The sequence below is a fragment of the Clostridium sp. HBUAS56017 genome (genome assembly GCF_007115085.1).
Classification (GTDB): domain Bacteria; phylum Bacillota; class Clostridia; order Clostridiales; family Clostridiaceae; genus Clostridium; species Clostridium cibarium.
This window is the reverse complement of the sequence record NZ_SULK01000008.1, coordinates 37,223-54,570: the sequence shown is the minus strand read 5'-3', so window position 1 is coordinate 54,570 and position 17,348 is coordinate 37,223. Positions and strand designations below refer to the sequence as shown.

8 protein-coding genes are annotated in these 17,348 nt (G+C 30.1%); 2 read left to right on the top strand and 6 right to left on the bottom strand.

Annotation, left to right across the window (positions count from 1 at the left end; all coding sequences use genetic code 11):
* Positions 1-17: 17 nt before the first annotated feature.
* From FAY47_RS08685 to FAY47_RS08675, 3 genes are all read right to left on the bottom strand, one after another.
* Positions 18-2,027, bottom strand: coding sequence for a cell division FtsA domain-containing protein (locus FAY47_RS08685; RefSeq protein ID WP_143316313.1), 2,010 nt, complete (start codon positions 2,025-2,027; stop codon positions 18-20).
* A gap of 276 nt (positions 2,028-2,303) precedes the next feature.
* Positions 2,304-4,091: an ABC transporter ATP-binding protein gene (locus FAY47_RS08680; protein ID WP_143316312.1), complete on the bottom strand. Its 1,788-nt coding sequence runs from the start codon at positions 4,089-4,091 to the stop codon at positions 2,304-2,306.
* A complete protein-coding gene (locus FAY47_RS08675) occupies positions 4,091-5,827 on the bottom strand; it encodes an ABC transporter ATP-binding protein (RefSeq protein ID WP_143316311.1) in 1,737 nt (578 codons plus the stop codon). The genes FAY47_RS08680 and FAY47_RS08675 overlap by 1 nt, the downstream gene beginning before the upstream one ends.
* A 618-nt stretch (positions 5,828-6,445) precedes the next feature.
* Between FAY47_RS08675 and FAY47_RS08670 the strand changes: the two genes are divergently transcribed.
* Positions 6,446-8,461 (top strand): rhamnogalacturonan lyase, encoded by a 2,016-nt coding sequence (locus FAY47_RS08670; protein ID WP_207706231.1) that lies wholly within the window; start codon positions 6,446-6,448, stop codon positions 8,459-8,461.
* A gap of 62 nt (positions 8,462-8,523) precedes the next feature.
* Here FAY47_RS08670 and FAY47_RS20625 read toward each other — a convergent pair whose 3' ends face one another.
* Positions 8,524-8,754 carry a hypothetical protein gene (locus FAY47_RS20625; RefSeq protein ID WP_143316310.1) on the bottom strand — a complete coding sequence of 77 codons (231 nt, stop codon included), beginning with the start codon at positions 8,752-8,754 and terminating at the stop codon, positions 8,524-8,526.
* 85 nt (positions 8,755-8,839) lie between these two features.
* Here FAY47_RS20625 and FAY47_RS08660 point away from each other — a divergent pair, with 85 nt between their 5' ends.
* Positions 8,840-11,203, top strand: coding sequence for an Ig-like domain-containing protein (locus FAY47_RS08660; protein WP_143316309.1), 2,364 nt, complete (start codon positions 8,840-8,842; stop codon positions 11,201-11,203).
* A gap of 79 nt (positions 11,204-11,282) precedes the next feature.
* On the opposite strand, the gene FAY47_RS21185 is transcribed toward FAY47_RS08660, so the two are convergent.
* Positions 11,283-11,405: a hypothetical protein gene (locus FAY47_RS21185; protein ID WP_279232052.1), complete on the bottom strand. Its 123-nt coding sequence runs from the start codon at positions 11,403-11,405 to the stop codon at positions 11,283-11,285.
* A gap of 429 nt (positions 11,406-11,834) precedes the next feature.
* Complete coding sequence (locus FAY47_RS08655; protein WP_143316308.1) at positions 11,835-17,258, bottom strand: hypothetical protein; 5,424 nt, start codon at positions 17,256-17,258, stop codon at positions 11,835-11,837.
* Between the last annotated feature and the right edge of the window lie 90 nt (positions 17,259-17,348).

Sequence of the window (17,348 nt, the reverse complement as noted above, 5' to 3'; positions counted from 1 at the left end):
CCTCCTAATTATATAAATTATTCCCAAAATATTTCTACTTCGTCACCTTCAACTAGTACATCTGTGTATCCTGCTTGTTTTCCATTTAAAAGTAAATTAATATTTCCTTTAGGTATTGTTAAGTCAAAATTAATATGAGTAAATACATCTACAAATATATATGACTCTTTTCCACTCAATTTTACTTCTTCTTTATTAACAATCACGCTAATAGGATTCTTTTCCTTTGTTTCTTTAGGTACTTTAAATTCATAAATAACTTCCGATTCAGTAGCAACCTCCTCTTCTTTATCTTCATACTTAGTATATAGTTTATTTCCTTCTTCTAGTATAAAATCTTCATTTAATTCTTCATCATTTATATATAGTTTAATTTTATTTTTTAACACATACTTTTTAAAATCCTCTAATTTGTTAGGCAAAAACACCTTAACCTCATCTTCATTTTTTATAATTTCAGAGATATCTTTTCTTTCACCGTTTATTAGACATACAGGCTCTAAATTTACTATTTTATCATCAATAAAAATAGATATAGAATTTATATTGCTAATAAATTCACTTACCTTAGCCTCTGCATCTTTTCCATTTTGAGCATAAACTACACAAATATCATCACCTGCATTGATTTCACTTTCTATATCTGCAATCTTATTATTTATTTTAATAACTGCATTTACACCCATACCTCCGAAAGCTAATCTCTTCTTTCCATTGACAACAAATCTTACATTTTTCCCAGTTTTACCTATTAATAAGGAAGGATTAACACCAGCTTGCAAAAGTACATCCATAACTGTATGTTTATGAGAATTAAATAAACTTACTGGTTCTCCATTTAAACTTACATCAATAAAATCATTTCCAAGACTTCTTATAGCACTTAACGCTATCCCAAGAACTGTAACACCTGCTGATCCCAATCCATTATCAGCTACGCATTCTGGCACAGCATTCCTATCCTTTATAGCTATTCTTTGGGTAGGAATATTTAACTTCTCTGCAATTCCTTCTAAAAGACCTGGAGTATGAGCTCCTCCCCCAACTAAAAATACCGCAGATGGCGACTTTTCTCCATTAGTCTCTAATATTTTACTTGATATAGCTTCTGCTAACTTGTTTACAACTGGGTTAATAAGCTTCATAACGCTTTCTGAAAGAATTGTATTTTCTAGACCTAATACATCAATATATGAAACTTCTTTTTCTACAGCAATCTTTCTCTTTATTCCCTCAGCAGTATTAAAATCAACTAAATATTCTTGAGCTATTACTTCTGTAACTTCATCACCTGCCATTGGAACCATAGCATATGAACTTATAGTTTCCTTTGAACTTATAGCTATATCTGAAGTTCCTGCACCGATATCAACTAAAGCTATATTTAATAACCTTAAGTTTTTAGGTACCGCTGCTTCTATAGCTGCAATTGGTTCTAACGTTAGGTTCATAACTCTTAGTCCAACTTTATTCATTACAGTATATAATGAATCTATTACTGATCTTGGTAAAAATGTAGCTATAACGTCTACGCCTGCTTCTTCTCCCTTATGTCCTAAAAGGTTTGATATTACATATGAGTTTAAATAATACTCCTTTATAGAATATCCCACACAATAAAGTTTTCCAGCTGTATTTTTATTCACTTCACTTTCAGCTTCTTTTACTGCACTAAGTTCAATTGTTCTAACTATATCTTTATCTATTTCTTCATTTTCATTTAATTCAAGATTTGCTTTAGCTTCACAAGTCCTTAAAAACCTACCTGCAGCCGCTATTGAAACTTCTTCTAATTTTATCTCTAACTCTTTTTCTAGTTTCTTCTTAATATTATCAACAACTTGAGCTACTAGGTTTATATCATGAATTTGACCATCAACCATTGCTCTTTCTTCGTGTTCTTGATATTTTTCACATATTACTTCGAATTTTTTATCTCTTACAACGCCTACCGTTCCAATAATAGAACGTGTTCCTATATCTAATGAAAATATAATATCTCTTGGATTAAAAGTAGTCCTTTCCATATCTAACCATCCTCTACAAATTCTGATAGACACCTATATTATCATAATATAAGTCTAATTTAAATTATATATTATTAACAATTAACATTCAACGAAAATACAAATCACCATATACTGATTACCTCACCATTTACCAATACACTACAAATCAATTTACTTTTACATTTCTCTATTAATTGTGAGTTAGATAAACAAAAAATCTCCACAATGTATTTCTACACCATGGAGAATTTCATTAATCATAGCAAACTGCCAAAGTTATACCTTACCCACTTATTAAGCTCCCTCATTTAAAAATTCATACTGAGCTGAATATAATCCATAATAAGCTTTTCTCTTAGTAATAAGCTCATCGTGATTTCCTGATTCAATGATTCTTCCACCTTCAACCACCATAATCTTATCACAATCCCTTATAGTAGAGAGTCTATGTGCTATAACAAAAGAAGTTCTGCCTTGAAGCAATTTTTCTATTCCTCTTTGAACCAATCTTTCTGTCTGTGTGTCTATATTAGACGTTGCCTCATCTAATATAAGTATCCTAGGATTAGCTAAAAGAGCCCTTGCAAAAGATACTAATTGTCTTTGACCAAGAGATAATCTTGATCCTCTTTCATTAACTTCTGTATCATATCCTTTTTCAAGTTTTATAATAAATTCATGTGCATCAACAGCCTTTGCAGCTGCAATTACCTCTTCATCAGTAGCATCTAATCTACCATATCTTATATTCTCCATTATAGTTGTGGAAAATAAGAATGTATCTTGAAGCATTATTCCCATTTGATTTCTAAAGGATTCTAGTTTTACTTTTCTAATATCCTTGCCATCCACTAATATTTCTCCACTAGTAACATCATAAAATCTACTTAATAATGAAACTATAGTTGATTTTCCTGCTCCCGTAGCTCCTACTAAAGCTACTCTTTCTCCTGGTTCAACATTAAAATTAACATCTCTTAATACATCAGCACCTTCTTCATAGGCAAAACCAACATTTTTAAATTCAACTTTCCCATTAATTTTGTCCATTTCCTCTGCATCTTCAGCATCTTTTATATCAGGCTTTACATCTAAAATATCAAAGATTCTATCAGCCGCTGAAAGATTTGTTACTAACGTATTATAAAAGCTTGAAAGGTTCATTATAGGTCTCCAGAACATTCCTGCATACATAGAAAATGCAATTAAAGTACCTATAGCTATCTCTCCACTAATGACTAACTTATATCCAACTGAAAATACTATTACAGTTGCTATTCCAGCTGACAATTCTACTAAAGGCCAAAACATATCATTTAACCTTACTGCAGAATTCCAAGATTTTTTTAAGTTTTTAACAAAATGTTTAAATTCATCATTTGTATCTTTTTCCTTAGCAAAAGATTGAACAACTTTAACTCCTGAAAATTCTTCATGAGTAAAAGCATTTAGATTTGATCTTTTCTTTCTGTATATTTCCCATCTTCTTCTCGAAAAAATTTCAATGCAAAACATAGCTATTGCAAGTATAGGAAGAAGCGCAATACAAACTAATGCAAGTTTAACATTAAGCATTAACATAGCGATTGAAAGTAATGCTAAATTTAATAGTTGTGGTATTAATAGTTGAATACTTTGGTTAAATAAATTCTTTAATGCATTAACATCTCCAACCACCCTCGCTAATATCTTTCCTACAGGTCTACTATCAAAAAAATCAAAGGAAAGATCTTGAATATGTGTATATAGTTCACGCCTTATATTTAAAAGTATATTATTGTTGATTGAATAAATCTTTTTCCATCTAATAATAGATACTGCCCATGCAACTAAATTTAAAACCAATAAAACTCCACCTATTTCCAAAAGTCCCATTACATCATGGTTTGCAACCTTATCATCTATTGCTATTTTTAAAAGATAAGGGTTTAAAACACTACAAAGCATTACAAAAAGCATAAGACCTATTACTATAACAGATTCTTTCTTATATGGTTTTAAATAAACTGATAATCTTAATATAAGTTCTTTTTTACTTCTTCTAGTTGTATTCTCATCTTTTCTTATAGTATTTCGAGCCATTATATCACCTCTTTCTCTAGAGAATCAAAGTCTTTAAATTGCTCAGAATAGATATCATAATAAGCTCCTCTTTTCTTAAGCAACTCATCATGGTTTCCTAGTTCTTTTATTTCACCATTTTCAAAGTAGATAATTATATCTGCATTTTTAACTGCTGAAATTCTATGAGCTATAATAAATGTTGTAGCAGATTTTTTTCTATTATTTAAATTCGCTAATAATTCATGTTCCGTTTCCATATCAAGCGCTGAAGTCGCATCATCTAATACTAATATTGGTGCATGTCTAAGTAAAGCTCTAGCAATTGATAATCTCTGTTTTTGCCCTCCTGAAAGCCCTAATCCTCTTTCTCCTATTTCTGTATCAAATCCCTCATCTAATGAATCAATAAATTCAAGACAACAAGCTGTTCTACAAGCATTAACTACTTCATCGTAATCTGCTCTTCCATTACTAAATTTTATATTGCTCATGATAGTATCTGAAAACAAGAATGTATCTTGAGGTACTATACTCATATTTTTTCTTAGTTTATTTAAATCATAATCCTTAACATTAACTCCATCTACAAGCACTTCACCAGTTGAAACATCATAATGTCTTCCTATCAAACTAAGAAGAGAAGATTTCCCTGATCCTGTAGCTCCCATAACAGCCACTGTACTACCTGCTGGTATTTTCAAGTTTATATTCTTTAGCACTTCTTCATCTTTATACCTAAAATTAACATTTCTAAATTCAATATCTCCATTAACTTCTTCTGGAGAATATCCATCTTCCTTACTTTTAACTTCAGTTTCTCTATCCATAATGTTAAAAATCTTTTTAGCTGAAGCTGCTGTCCTTGAAATAAGATTGATTAAATCTCCAAGCATTCTCATAGGCCATATTAAATTCCATATATAACTACTAAATGCCATTAACACACCTAATGTAACTTCCTCGTCTAATACAAAATATCCACCTAAAACTATCATTACCACTAAAGAAATATTCGTTAAAAATTCAATTGGTGGAAAGTATCTTCCTATAATATCAGCTTGTTCCATATTTAAATCATAATAGTCATTATTCAATTTCATAAACTTTTTGATTTCATACTTTTCTCTTGTAAATGCCTTTACTAATCTAACTCCAGAAATATTCTCTTGAGCTGATGTATTTATCTCTGCTGTTTTATCACTTATCTTTTCATAACTTTTACCAAACTTATTTTCAAGTTTCATACCTATAAAACCAATTGGAATCATAATTACGACACAAGCCAATGCAAGCTTCCAATTAAGATAGAATAAAATTGCTGTTGAAAGTATAAAATATAATATATTTTCTACAAATAATCTTAGTCCAAACCCTATAGTTTCCCATATTGTTTCTGCATCCTCACCAATCCTTGACATTAACTCTCCAGTATTCATATCATCAAAATACTTAAATTCTAATGATTGTATATGATTAAATAGATCGTCTTTTACTTCCTCATGTACTTCACTACTTGTAATATCATAAAGATATTCTTTAATATATCCAAGAATCGCCTTAAATATTGTTATTCCAAGCAGCATTAAGATGATAGGTATGACTACAGAAGTATCTCCTCCAGTAATCCCCCTGTCTAAAAATTCTTTTTGAAGAAAAGGCACACATAAATCTAAACCTATAACTCCTAACATTGCAAAACTACCTATTACTACCCATGTTTTGTACTTTGAAATATACCTTAATATTCTCTTCATCTCGCCCCTCCTAATTGTTTATTTCCATAGCCCATAGAAAAAAGGCCATGGATATCCCATGACCTTAAAAATTACAATTAAAATCTATCTAAAATTGAAATTAACATAATAAAAAAGGTCATAGGCAATAGCCCATAACCTTGTAAATACAAAGCATAATTATAGCAAAGCTATTTTTCTCTTAACTTCACTATAGAGGTAGGGCTATTGAAAAATTGTACTAATCTTGAAACTGTAAATTGATTCATAAATCTCATTATTTGTTTGTCCATTAAAAACATAATCCTACCTCCTTTCGAATTTCTATAATCTATATTTTTATTTATTATTCGTTTTCTAGTATATTCCATTAAATATATCCTGTCAATACAAATATATATTTTTTAGTATATTTTACAAACATTAAAAAGCAACTTCAACCAACATTAATTCTTTGTTTTTTCACTTTTTTGTGGAAAACAAATAAAGCTTTACCATAATATCTAGCATTAATCTTTATTTGTGTTATAATGTCTTTGTAATCAAAATTTTGCATATAGAAAATATTCAAGAAACTGGGGTATATATTTTCTTGATAAACCATTACTAAAAAATACTATTAAGGGGTGTGTTTTTACAATGAAAAAATTGAAAATTACTTCTTTATTTATTTCTGCTTTTGTTATCTCTGCTTCTCTTACTTCATTCATTCCGAATGAAACAAAAGCAAACGCTACTACAATTTCTTCAAATGTATCCAAAACTGCAAGACAAATGGAATACTTAGATCGTGGTCTTATTGCTACAAAAGTTAATGATGGCGTATATATTGGATGGCGTCTTCTAGGGACAGATGCTCCTAATATATCATTCAATATATACAGAGAAGGCACTAAAATCAATTCAGAACCTATCACAAATAGCACAAACTATTTAGATAATTATGGAACTCTTAATTCAAGCTACTATGTTAAACCTATTGTTAATGGTATAGAACTTAATGCTAGTGAATCAATAACACCTTCATCAAATTCATATTTATCTATACCTCTTCAAGTCCCTGAAGGTGGAACAACTCCAGATGGAATCAAATATACATACAGTGCAAATGATGGTAGTGTTGGAGATCTGGATGGTGATGGAAAATATGAGTATATAGTAAAATGGATGCCTTCAAATTCTAGAGATAATGTACCTGGATTTACAGGTGAAACTATACTAGATGCATATAAATTTGATGGAACTTTATTATGGCGCATACACCTTGGTAAAAACATAGCATCTGGTGCACATTACTCTCCATTTCTAGTATATGATTTCGATGGGGATGGAAAGGCTGAAGTTGTTCTTAGAACTGCTGATGGTACTATAGATGGAACTGGTAATGTTATTGGCGATAAAAATGCTGATTACAGAACTGATAAAGGTTCTATATTGAGTGGCCCAGAATACCTAACTATATTTAATGGAGAAAACGGAGTTTCTATGTCTACTATTCCTTTTGTACCTGAACGTGGGAATATATCAGACTGGGGAGATAACTACGGTAATCGTGCAGATAGATTTTTAGCTGCTGTTGCTTATTTAGATGGAATTCATCCAAGCATAGTTATGTCAAGAGGATATTATGTTAAAACTTGTCTTAGTTCATATGACTTTAAAGATGGCAAGTTGGTCCCACGTTGGAATTTTGTAGCTGATGAAAATCTTAACAGTGATTATAGAGGTAAAGGAAATCATAATTTAAGCATTCTTGATGTAGATAATGACAGTAAAGATGAAATCGTATACAGTTCCTGTGCGATAGATGACAGCGGTAAAGGATTATATCAAACAGGTCTTTCACATGGTGATGCTCTTCATGCTGGCGATTTGGATCCTAACAGAGATGGTTACGAAGTTTTTCAAGTTCATGAAGAAAAAAGCTGTAAATACAATGCCGATGTTCGTGATGCAAAAACTGGTAAAGTTCTTTGGGGCGTGAAAGTTGCAAATGGTGACTGTGGACGTGGAGTTGCCGCAGATATTGATCCTCGTTATCCAGGTGAAGAAGTTTGGGCTGCCAAACAAGTTGGACTCTATTCCATAAAAGGTGAAAAAATTGCTGATGCTACACATGCGCCTACTTCTATGAATTTTGCCGGATGGTGGGACGGAGATTTATCTCGTGAACTTGTAGACGGAATTAAAATTTATAAATGGGATTATGAAAATGGAAAAATGAATACAATTTTAGATGCTACTGGCTGTGCATCAAATAACTCGACTAAAGCTAATCCTGTACTTCAAGCTGATATTTTGGGTGATTGGAGAGAAGAGATTATTTGGAGAACTGAAGATAACAAAGAACTTCGAATTTACTCAACTACAGATGTCACCAACTATCGTTTTGATACCTTAATGCATGACTCTGTATATAGGTTAGGTGTTGCTTGGCAGAATGTTGGCTATAACCAACCTCCACATACTAGCTATTTTTTAGGTAATGGTATGAAAACTCCACCTAAATCAAACATATATACTATTGGTAATAAAGTTACACGCTTAAATTTACCAGATTCAATAAATGTAAATAAAAACGAGAAAATTAATTTACCACAAAAAATTGTTGGAACATTTAACAATGGTTTTGATCATGAAGTTACCATTTCTTAGAACAGCATAGATACTTCAAACCCTGGAACTACTTCAATTACTGGAGTTATAGAAGAAACCAATCAAATCGTTACAGAAACTGTAAATATATTATTAAAATCTGAAAAGACCAATGCAGAAATTAATGCTGATAGCATTGCAGTAAAAAGCACTAACAAAATGAACAAGTCTTCTGAAATTCTCAATAAAGAACCTTCCACCACTACAAAAACTAGTGATAATAATCCAATAACTTTTCTTGTAACTTCTTCATTAATGGCTTTAATTTTATATTTAACTTCATATAAAAACAAAAAGATTTCAAAATAAATACATATATAATCGCCGTTTTTAGTGAACGATTACCAAATAATATTTTCTAAGGAGTGTGTATTATAAATGCATAAATTAAAAATTATTTCTCTTTTTATCTCTGCTTTTGTTATCTCATCTTCCCTAACTGGTTTTATACCAATTGGAGAGAAAGTAAATGCTGCAACTGTTTTATCTACAATTCCTATTGGGGCAAGACAAATGGAATACTTAGACCGTGGACTTATTGCCACAAAAGTTAAAGACGGTGTATATATTGGATGGCGTCAACTAGGAACAGATAATCCAAATATCTCATTTAACATTTATAGAGAAGGTATTAAAATCAACTCTAAACCTATTACAAATAGCACAAACTACCTAGATTCTGGTGCTGATGGAAGCGCTAGATATTTTATTAGACCTATTGTCAATGGTGTTGAATTAGCTGCTACTGATTATGTAGAGCCTTCAACCACGCCTTACATATCTATTTCAATTAAAGCTCCTGAAGGAGGAACTATCCCAGAAGCTGGAACAAGTCCTGATGCTAACTATACCTATGATGCCAATGATGGTAGTGTTGCTGATTTAGATGGAGATGGACAATATGAATATATTGTTAAATGGAATCCAACAAATGCTAAGGATAACTCTCAATCTGGCTATACTGGCAATGTGTATATAGATGCATATAAGCAAGACGGAACTCGTCTTTGGAGAATTGATTTAGGTAAAAACGTTAGAGCTGGTGCACATTATACTCAATTTTTGGCATACGATTTTAATGGCGATGGAAAGGCAGAAGTTGCATTTAGAACTTCTGATGGAACTGTAGATGGGATTGGAAATGTCATAGGTGATAAAAATGCTGACTACAGAACTGATAAAGGTTATATTCTAAGCGGAAATGAATATTTAACTATATTTAATGGACAAACAGGATCTATTATGTCAAATATTCCTTTTGCCCCTGAACGTGGAAATGTGTCTGACTGGGGTGATAGTTATGGTAATCGTGTAGATAGATTTCTAGCTGGTGTTGCTTATTTAGATGGGGTTCACCCAAGTATAATTATGTCTAGAGGTTACTACGTAAAAACTGCTATCTCTGCTTATGACTTTAAAAATGACAAATTAGTTCCTCGTTGGAATTTTGTTGCTGATAAAAATCAAAATAGCGATTACCAAGGTAGAGGTAACCACAATTTTGCTGTTGCTGATGTAGATAATGATAATAAAGATGAAATCATATTTGGTTCAGCTACAATAGATGATAATGGTAAAGGCTTATACCAAACTGGTCTTTCCCATGGTGATGCTCTCCATGTTGGCGATTTAGATCCTACTAGACCTGGGCTTGAAGTTTTCCAAGTTCATGAAGAAAAAACATGTAAATACAACGCCGATGTCCGCGATGCAAAAACTGGTGAGATTCTTTGGGGAGTTAAGGTTGCACAAGGAGATTGCGGACGTGGTATTTCTGCTGATATAGATCCACGTTACCCTGGAGAAGAAGTATGGGCTGCTAAACAAGTTGGGCTCTATTCCATAAAAGGCGAAAAAATTGCTGATGCTGCACATGAGCCTAGTGCTATGAATTTTGCTACATGGTGGGATGGAGACTTATCTCGTGAACTTTTAGATGATACAAAAATTTATAAGTGGGATTATGAAAACAGTAAAATGAATACAATTGTAGATGCTACAGGTTGTGCTTCTAATAACACTACAAAAGCTACTCCTGTTTTGCAAGCTGATATACTAGGTGACTGGAGAGAAGAGGTTGTTTGGAGAACTGCAGATAACAAGGAGCTTCGTATATATTCTACGACAGATGTTACTGATTATCGTCTTGACACATTGATGCACGATCCTATTTATAGATTAGATGTTGCATGGCAAAATGTTGGTTATAACCAACCACCACACACAAGTTATTTCTTGGGAACAGGAATGAAAACTCCTGCAAAACCTAATATCTATACTCCTAATAATAGAGTAACAAGCTTGACTCTTGCTGATTCAATAGATATTACTCAAGGTGATAATTATACATTACCTCAAAATATACTTGCAACCTTTAATAATGGAAGTAAGAAACCTGTTTCAGTAATATGGGATACTATAAACACCTCTAAATTAGGACAAGCTACTGTAAATGGAACTATTGAAGATACAAATCAAACAGTTGTACAAAATATAAACATAGTAGCAAGCAAAAATGCAACTCAGTCAAATACAGATACAAAGCAATATACAAACGAAGATGCAAATAGCAATAACAACGAAACTTCAACTACTAATACAAACAGTAATACAAAAAATAATATTTCACAAACTAGTGATAGCACTCCTATCATTTTTATTACTTCAGTATCCATATTAACTTTAGCTACCTGCATTGTTTTTGCAACTAAGAAAAAACTCAAAAATAGAACTCAAAAATAAATAAACTCTAATTAAATATAAAAAAAGCTATCTTAAAATAGAATATCTATATTTACAATAGCTTTTTTTATTAATTATTTTATCTATTTGGCTCAGTACTTAATTTTGATAATATTCCCGCAACTACTATTACCGCAATAAACATTTTCATATCTGTGCTTAAACTATTAAACATATTAACTAATGTCATTAATTTTTCCATACTCCCCACCCTTACATCCATAAACTTTACTTATCATAAACTTCAATAAGTTTACTTAATATTTATTTATATATATGTATGAGGACAGTTTTAATAATATGTTAATTTTAAAATTATTTAATAAATATATATCTTTATATATGTTCTGGTTAATTCCAAGTTTTTTCACCAATATAAATTTATATATTGAATTTAGTTACAATATGTTCGCAAAAAATTTATATTTTATTAAATTTGTCATACTATTGACACACTACAATTTTATAATAAATAATGTAAAGTAACAAAAGCATTATTTATCCCCTAAAATAGATAATGAAATATATTTTGAATGACTTATCTCCCTTTGATCAAGTCATTCTTTTTTTATTTGAAAAAGACCTGCAAAACCATGCAGGCCTCTTTCATTATCACAAATTAAACTATAAATTAATCTGCTACAGTACTATAAGTTATAGTATTAACATCTACAATTTCTCCATTTTTAATTTCAAATACATTCCATATATCTCCAACCTTATTTGTAGCTATAACATAAGTTTTCACTAGTGTGTTACCTTTATAAACACTTACCTTAGCTCCTGAATTTGATAATATACTTGAAGATGAATTTGATTTATCTGAATAATCAAAAACTGAGTACTTATATGATCCCTTTGAATCTACTGCAACTGTAATTGTTTCTGGTCCATAACTAGTTCTATCATCTACATCTAAACTTGCAACCACTTTCCCATTCTCACTAACTGAGGTATTAGAATAATTTACATGGAATGTTGATCCATTAGCTGTTGTTCCTGAAAGGTGAGAATCCAAATCACTTGGGTTTTCATTCCAAGTTAATACTATACTATATTTTTCATCAGTTCTCACTGGTACTAAAGCTGCATTTTGTTGCACATTTTCATTAGCAGCATTAGCTACAATTGAGAAATTCTCAATAATATAACCATCTTTTTGAGCTACTGCTGTATAGCTTCCTTCTGGTAATTCAACACTATATCTTCCCTGAGCGTCTGTATATACTACAATTTCCACTCCATCTTTTGAAAGATATCCTCCAGTAGTTCCATCACCTATTTTAAATCTAATTGCTACTCCTGCCACAACATTACCAGTTGATGCATCTTTAAGAACTCCACTAGCTGTTGATATTTGAATTGAATCTATTATACTTCTTACTCTTTCTTCAACTTCTGCTAAAGTCACTAAAGATGATCCTTTTATTCTTATATTTACATAATATAAGTTAAAATCAATAACTTCCGTGATACCAATTTCACTATAATCCTCTAAAGTCGCATTTCCTTCATTAATGTTCTTTAAAATTTTATATACATTAAGATTTTGCTCAATTCTGACTTTAACCTCATCAGCATTAGTATAATTTTTGCCCTTTAAGTCAGCATTAACATAAACTATTAAGCTAGAATCTAAACCAGTTATACCTAATATTGAATAATCATTAAGTACTGCTTCTCCAGCATTTATTTTTTGTAATGCTCTATAAATATTTAATTGAGCAGCTATTCTTGTCTGAATTTCTTCTACTGTTTTGCAATTTCTACCTTTTAAATCCTCATTAACATAAACCAATATATTAGCATCAACATCTGTTATTCCTAATACTGAGTAATTAGCAAGTACTGCATTTCCAGCATTTATTTTTTGTATTGCTAAATAAATATTTAGTCTACTATTTATTCTTTCTTGTATTTCTGCAATTGTTGTATAGTTTTTACCTTTTAAATCTTCATTTATATAAACTAATACATTTATGTCTACACCTGTTATTTTTAATGAATTATAATCACCTATTGTTGCTTGTCCTAAATTCACCTTATTTAAGAATACATATACACTTAGATTTACATCAATTGTCTTTTGAATATCTTCTATATTTTTATAATTCAATCCCTTTAAGTCACTATTTACATATATTAAAATATCTTTATATACCCCTGTTATGCCTAAAATACTAAAATCCTCTAATGTGGCTTTCCCTAAATTAACTCTTTCCAATGAAGCTTGTATCTTTATTACTACATTTACTCTCTCTTTAATAGCAACTATATCACTAAAATCTTTCCCCTTAAGATCCTCATTTATCGCATCGATATTTACTTCAGTTACGCTTGTAATTTCAATATATCTATAATCTTCAACTGTAGCTGTACCTAAATTAATTCTCTCCACTATTTGTTCAATCTTAATATTCATTTCATATTGTGCTATGATTGCCTTTACAGATGCCTTAACTTCATTAAATGACTCAAATAACTTACCTTTTATATTTACATTTATATAAGCTAAGTTTGCAGAGGTTACCCCTATTACACCTGCTTCACCATAATCACTTATAGTTCCTTTTCCTGAATTAATTCTTCCTAGAACAGTTTCAATACTAAATATTGCTTCAATTCTTTCTTTAATTTCGCTTACGCTTAAATAACCTTTTTCCTTCATATCTTTATTTATCAAGATTAGATTATCTATAGTAACTCCACTAACTCCAATAGTTGTATAATCAACAACAGTTGCTGTACCTGAATTTATTCTAACTAATTCTTCATAAATCTTAATTACTTCATCTATTCTAGCTTGTACTTTAATTATTTCAGTAAAGCTAGTGCCTTTCAAGACACAATTTATATATTTGATATTCTCATTAGTAACACCTTTTACTTTTATAACTTCATAATCTTCAACAACAGCGCTACCTTGACTAATTCTAATATAAGAATTGTATTCTTTAACAAGTACATTTATTCTCTCCTGAACTATGGTTGTTTCAAAACAACTATTCAAATTAATGTTTAAGTTAATATAAGATATATTCTCGCTAGTTACTCCAATTATTCCTATCTTTTTATAATTTTCTACAGTTGCTTGTCCAAGGCTTATTTTTACATAAGCTTCATACTTTTCTTCAATTATTTTTATATTACTTTGTAATGATGATAATTCAAAATATTTACCTTCTTTAATATTAATATTAATAAATGATATGTTTTCTCTTGTAACTCCTGTAATCCCTAATGAAGTATATATATCTACAGTTGCTTCTCCTTTATTTATAATTTCATAGTATTGGTATATGCTTATTAATACATTTACCTTAGCCTGTATCTCAGCAACTGTAAAGTATCTACTTTCTTTAATATTTAAATTAATATATGCGATATTAGCTTCTGTTACACCTGTAATTCCTAATGAAGTATATATATCTACGGTTGCTTCTCCCTTATTTACAACTTCATAAGAATTGTATTGACTTACAAACATAGTAACAGCTGCTTTTATCTCTTCAATTGTTGTATATTTTCCAACTCTTAAATGTTCATTTACATATTCTATATTAAATGAATTTACTATACTTATGCCTATAAATTCAAAATCGCTAACATCAGCCTGTCCCAAACCAATTCTGTTAATAACAACTTCTGTATGAGTTATAGATTGGATTTGTTCTACAACTATGTCGATCTTTGCTTGTAGTGTTTCTTTAGTAATCAAATTTCCATTTTTAACATAATCATTTATTGAGCTTATATTAGTTGTAGTAACTCCTGTTACTCTAATATATTGATAGTCTTCTATAGTAGCCTTACCTAAATTAATTCTTTCATATATTTCTTTTTCCTTTATTATAGCTTTTATTGAAAGTATTAATTCAGTTTTACTATAAAATTTCTCCTTTGTTACTCTTTCCATAATGTAAGAAATATTTTTTTCTGTAACTATATCTAATCCTAAATCTTTAACATCTTGAGCAGTAACTTCTCCTTTACTCCATCTCATTAATATTTCTATATCAATGCTAACTTTAGTTATTATTTGTTTAATAGTTTCAGGAGTTGAATCCCCACCTTCAATTATTAATCTGTTGATAAAATCAATATTGTATTCTGTTACGTCTGTATATCTTGCAATCCTAAAATCTTCTAAAGTTCCTATTCCATCCTTTATATGCTCATAAGCAGTTCTTACCCTTATTGATACTTTAATTTCAATTTGCATCTCTTCATAGGTAAAGTAATTTTTACCTTTGAATATCTCATTATAGTATGTTACTTCTTCAATTTTTATTTTGATACCTATTTTTATATAATCCTCATATGTTCCTTCACCTTTATTGGCTCTATTATATGATTCATATAATTTTAATGCTTCAGCTACTTTAGCTTTAAGCTCTTCTATAGTTTTGCAATTACTTCCTTTTACTTGATTATTTACAAATGTTAAGTTATCATTTGTAACTCCTGTTATTCCAAGTAAAGTATAATCTTCTATTGCTCCATTACCAGCATTTATTTTATCCATTGCTGCAAGGCACTTTAATGATGATTTAACTGATTCTTCTATTTTTGATTTATTTAAGTTATCTCCACTAGTACCCCTTGCATTTTTTATATCATTTCTTATAAATCCTATATTGTCAGCTGTTACTCCACTAATATTTAAGTTACTATAATCCTCTATAGTATCTGTACCTTCATTAATATTTTTTAATGATTTTATTATAGAATTTATATTATCTTGAAATTCTTTCAATGTTCTGCAATTTCTATTTTTCAACAATTCATTAAGGTCGGCTAAATTACTTTCTGTAGCTCCAGTTAAATTAGCATCATTATAATCACTTACCTTTGCTGTTCCAGCTTTTATTAAATCAGAAAAACTACATACTGTTTCAGATTCTTTTACTGCATCCATTATTTCTGCTATACTTAAATCTTTTCCTTTGATTTGTCTTTTTTCTGCTACAATTGGCTTAACATTTTCTAAGTTATCATCATTTACATCATATATCTTTAGTGCTTCATAATCTGGTACTGTACCATTACCACTATTTATTTTTTTCAATGGTTCTATAATTGAATTTATTTCATTAACTACATTACCAATTTCACTCCAGCCTTTACCATTCAGCCATTCATTAACATCTGATATGTTGGCATCATTAACATTTGTAGCTCCAATAAATTGATAATCATCTAATGTAGCTTGTCCTAAATTAATTCTTTGGAAAGCTAGATTTAATTTATCTAAAGCATCTCCTACTACCTTAGCAATTTCTCTTGAAGTTAGATCACTTCCCTTATTTACCTTTGCACTTTGTATATTTCTATTTAAAAATGGAACTAACTCATCTTTAGCTTTATAAATTTGTAATTGATTAAAATCATTTCCACTTTCAGTTCCATTATTAATATTAGCAACAGAAGTAACTATTTTTGTTACCATATCAGATACTCTGCTTATCAATTGATATCTTTTCCCTTTCAACCAATAATTAACATCCTCTAAATTACTATCGTTTACTTGTGTTATTAGCAATAGCTGATAGTCGTTAACTGTCGCTTTACCTTTATCCATTCTATCAAGAGAAGCACTAATATCTTGCACAGCATTTGTTATGGTATTAGAAATTTCATCTTTTGTTAAATTTGCCCCTTTATTTGTCTTAGCATTTTTTATAGCTTGTGCTATTACCTTAATATTATCTGGTCTTACTTTATATAATTTCAATGAATTATAATCTGATAAAGTTTCAGATCCTTCATTAATACTATTGATTAACTTTCCTTCATCAATTGCTGCTGCAACGGCTAAAACACTCTCTGTACCACTCTTTACTAGTTTATTATCGTCTATTTTTATATTTTTTTCCTTCTGAACTTCATTATCTCTTGCATTATTTTCTATTTGTAGTTTTTCTTCTTTAGCCTCAATTTTGCTTTCCGAAATATTTTCTGCTGCATGCGCTTTTATCATATCTAAATCTATAGACATCTTTGTACTTAATGCTAAGACTGATGCTAGCAGCAAAGTTTTCTTAATATTATTCATATGTTTCCCCCCTAATTAATTTAGTATAAATACAGATATAGGTGTGTTTACACCTATATCTATTAATCATTTTAAGTATATAATTTAATT

What these genes read in the sequence shown, in the direction of transcription:
- FAY47_RS08685 (WP_143316313.1), bottom strand. Translation starts at nt 2,027, where the DNA reads ATGGAAAGGACTACTTTTAATCCAAGAGATATTATATTTTCATTAGAT.
- FAY47_RS08680 (WP_143316312.1), bottom strand. Translation starts at nt 4,091, where the DNA reads ATGGCTCGAAATACTATAAGAAAAGATGAGAATACAACTAGAAGAAGT.
- FAY47_RS08675 (WP_143316311.1), bottom strand. Translation starts at nt 5,827, where the DNA reads ATGAAGAGAATATTAAGGTATATTTCAAAGTACAAAACATGGGTAGTA.
- FAY47_RS08670 (WP_207706231.1), top strand. Translation starts at nt 6,446, where the DNA reads ATGAAAAAATTGAAAATTACTTCTTTATTTATTTCTGCTTTTGTTATC.
- FAY47_RS08660 (WP_143316309.1), top strand. Translation starts at nt 8,840, where the DNA reads ATGCATAAATTAAAAATTATTTCTCTTTTTATCTCTGCTTTTGTTATC.
- FAY47_RS21185 (WP_279232052.1), bottom strand. Translation starts at nt 11,405, where the DNA reads ATGGAAAAATTAATGACATTAGTTAATATGTTTAATAGTTTAAGCACA.
- FAY47_RS08655 (WP_143316308.1), bottom strand. Translation starts at nt 17,258, where the DNA reads ATGAATAATATTAAGAAAACTTTGCTGCTAGCATCAGTCTTAGCATTA.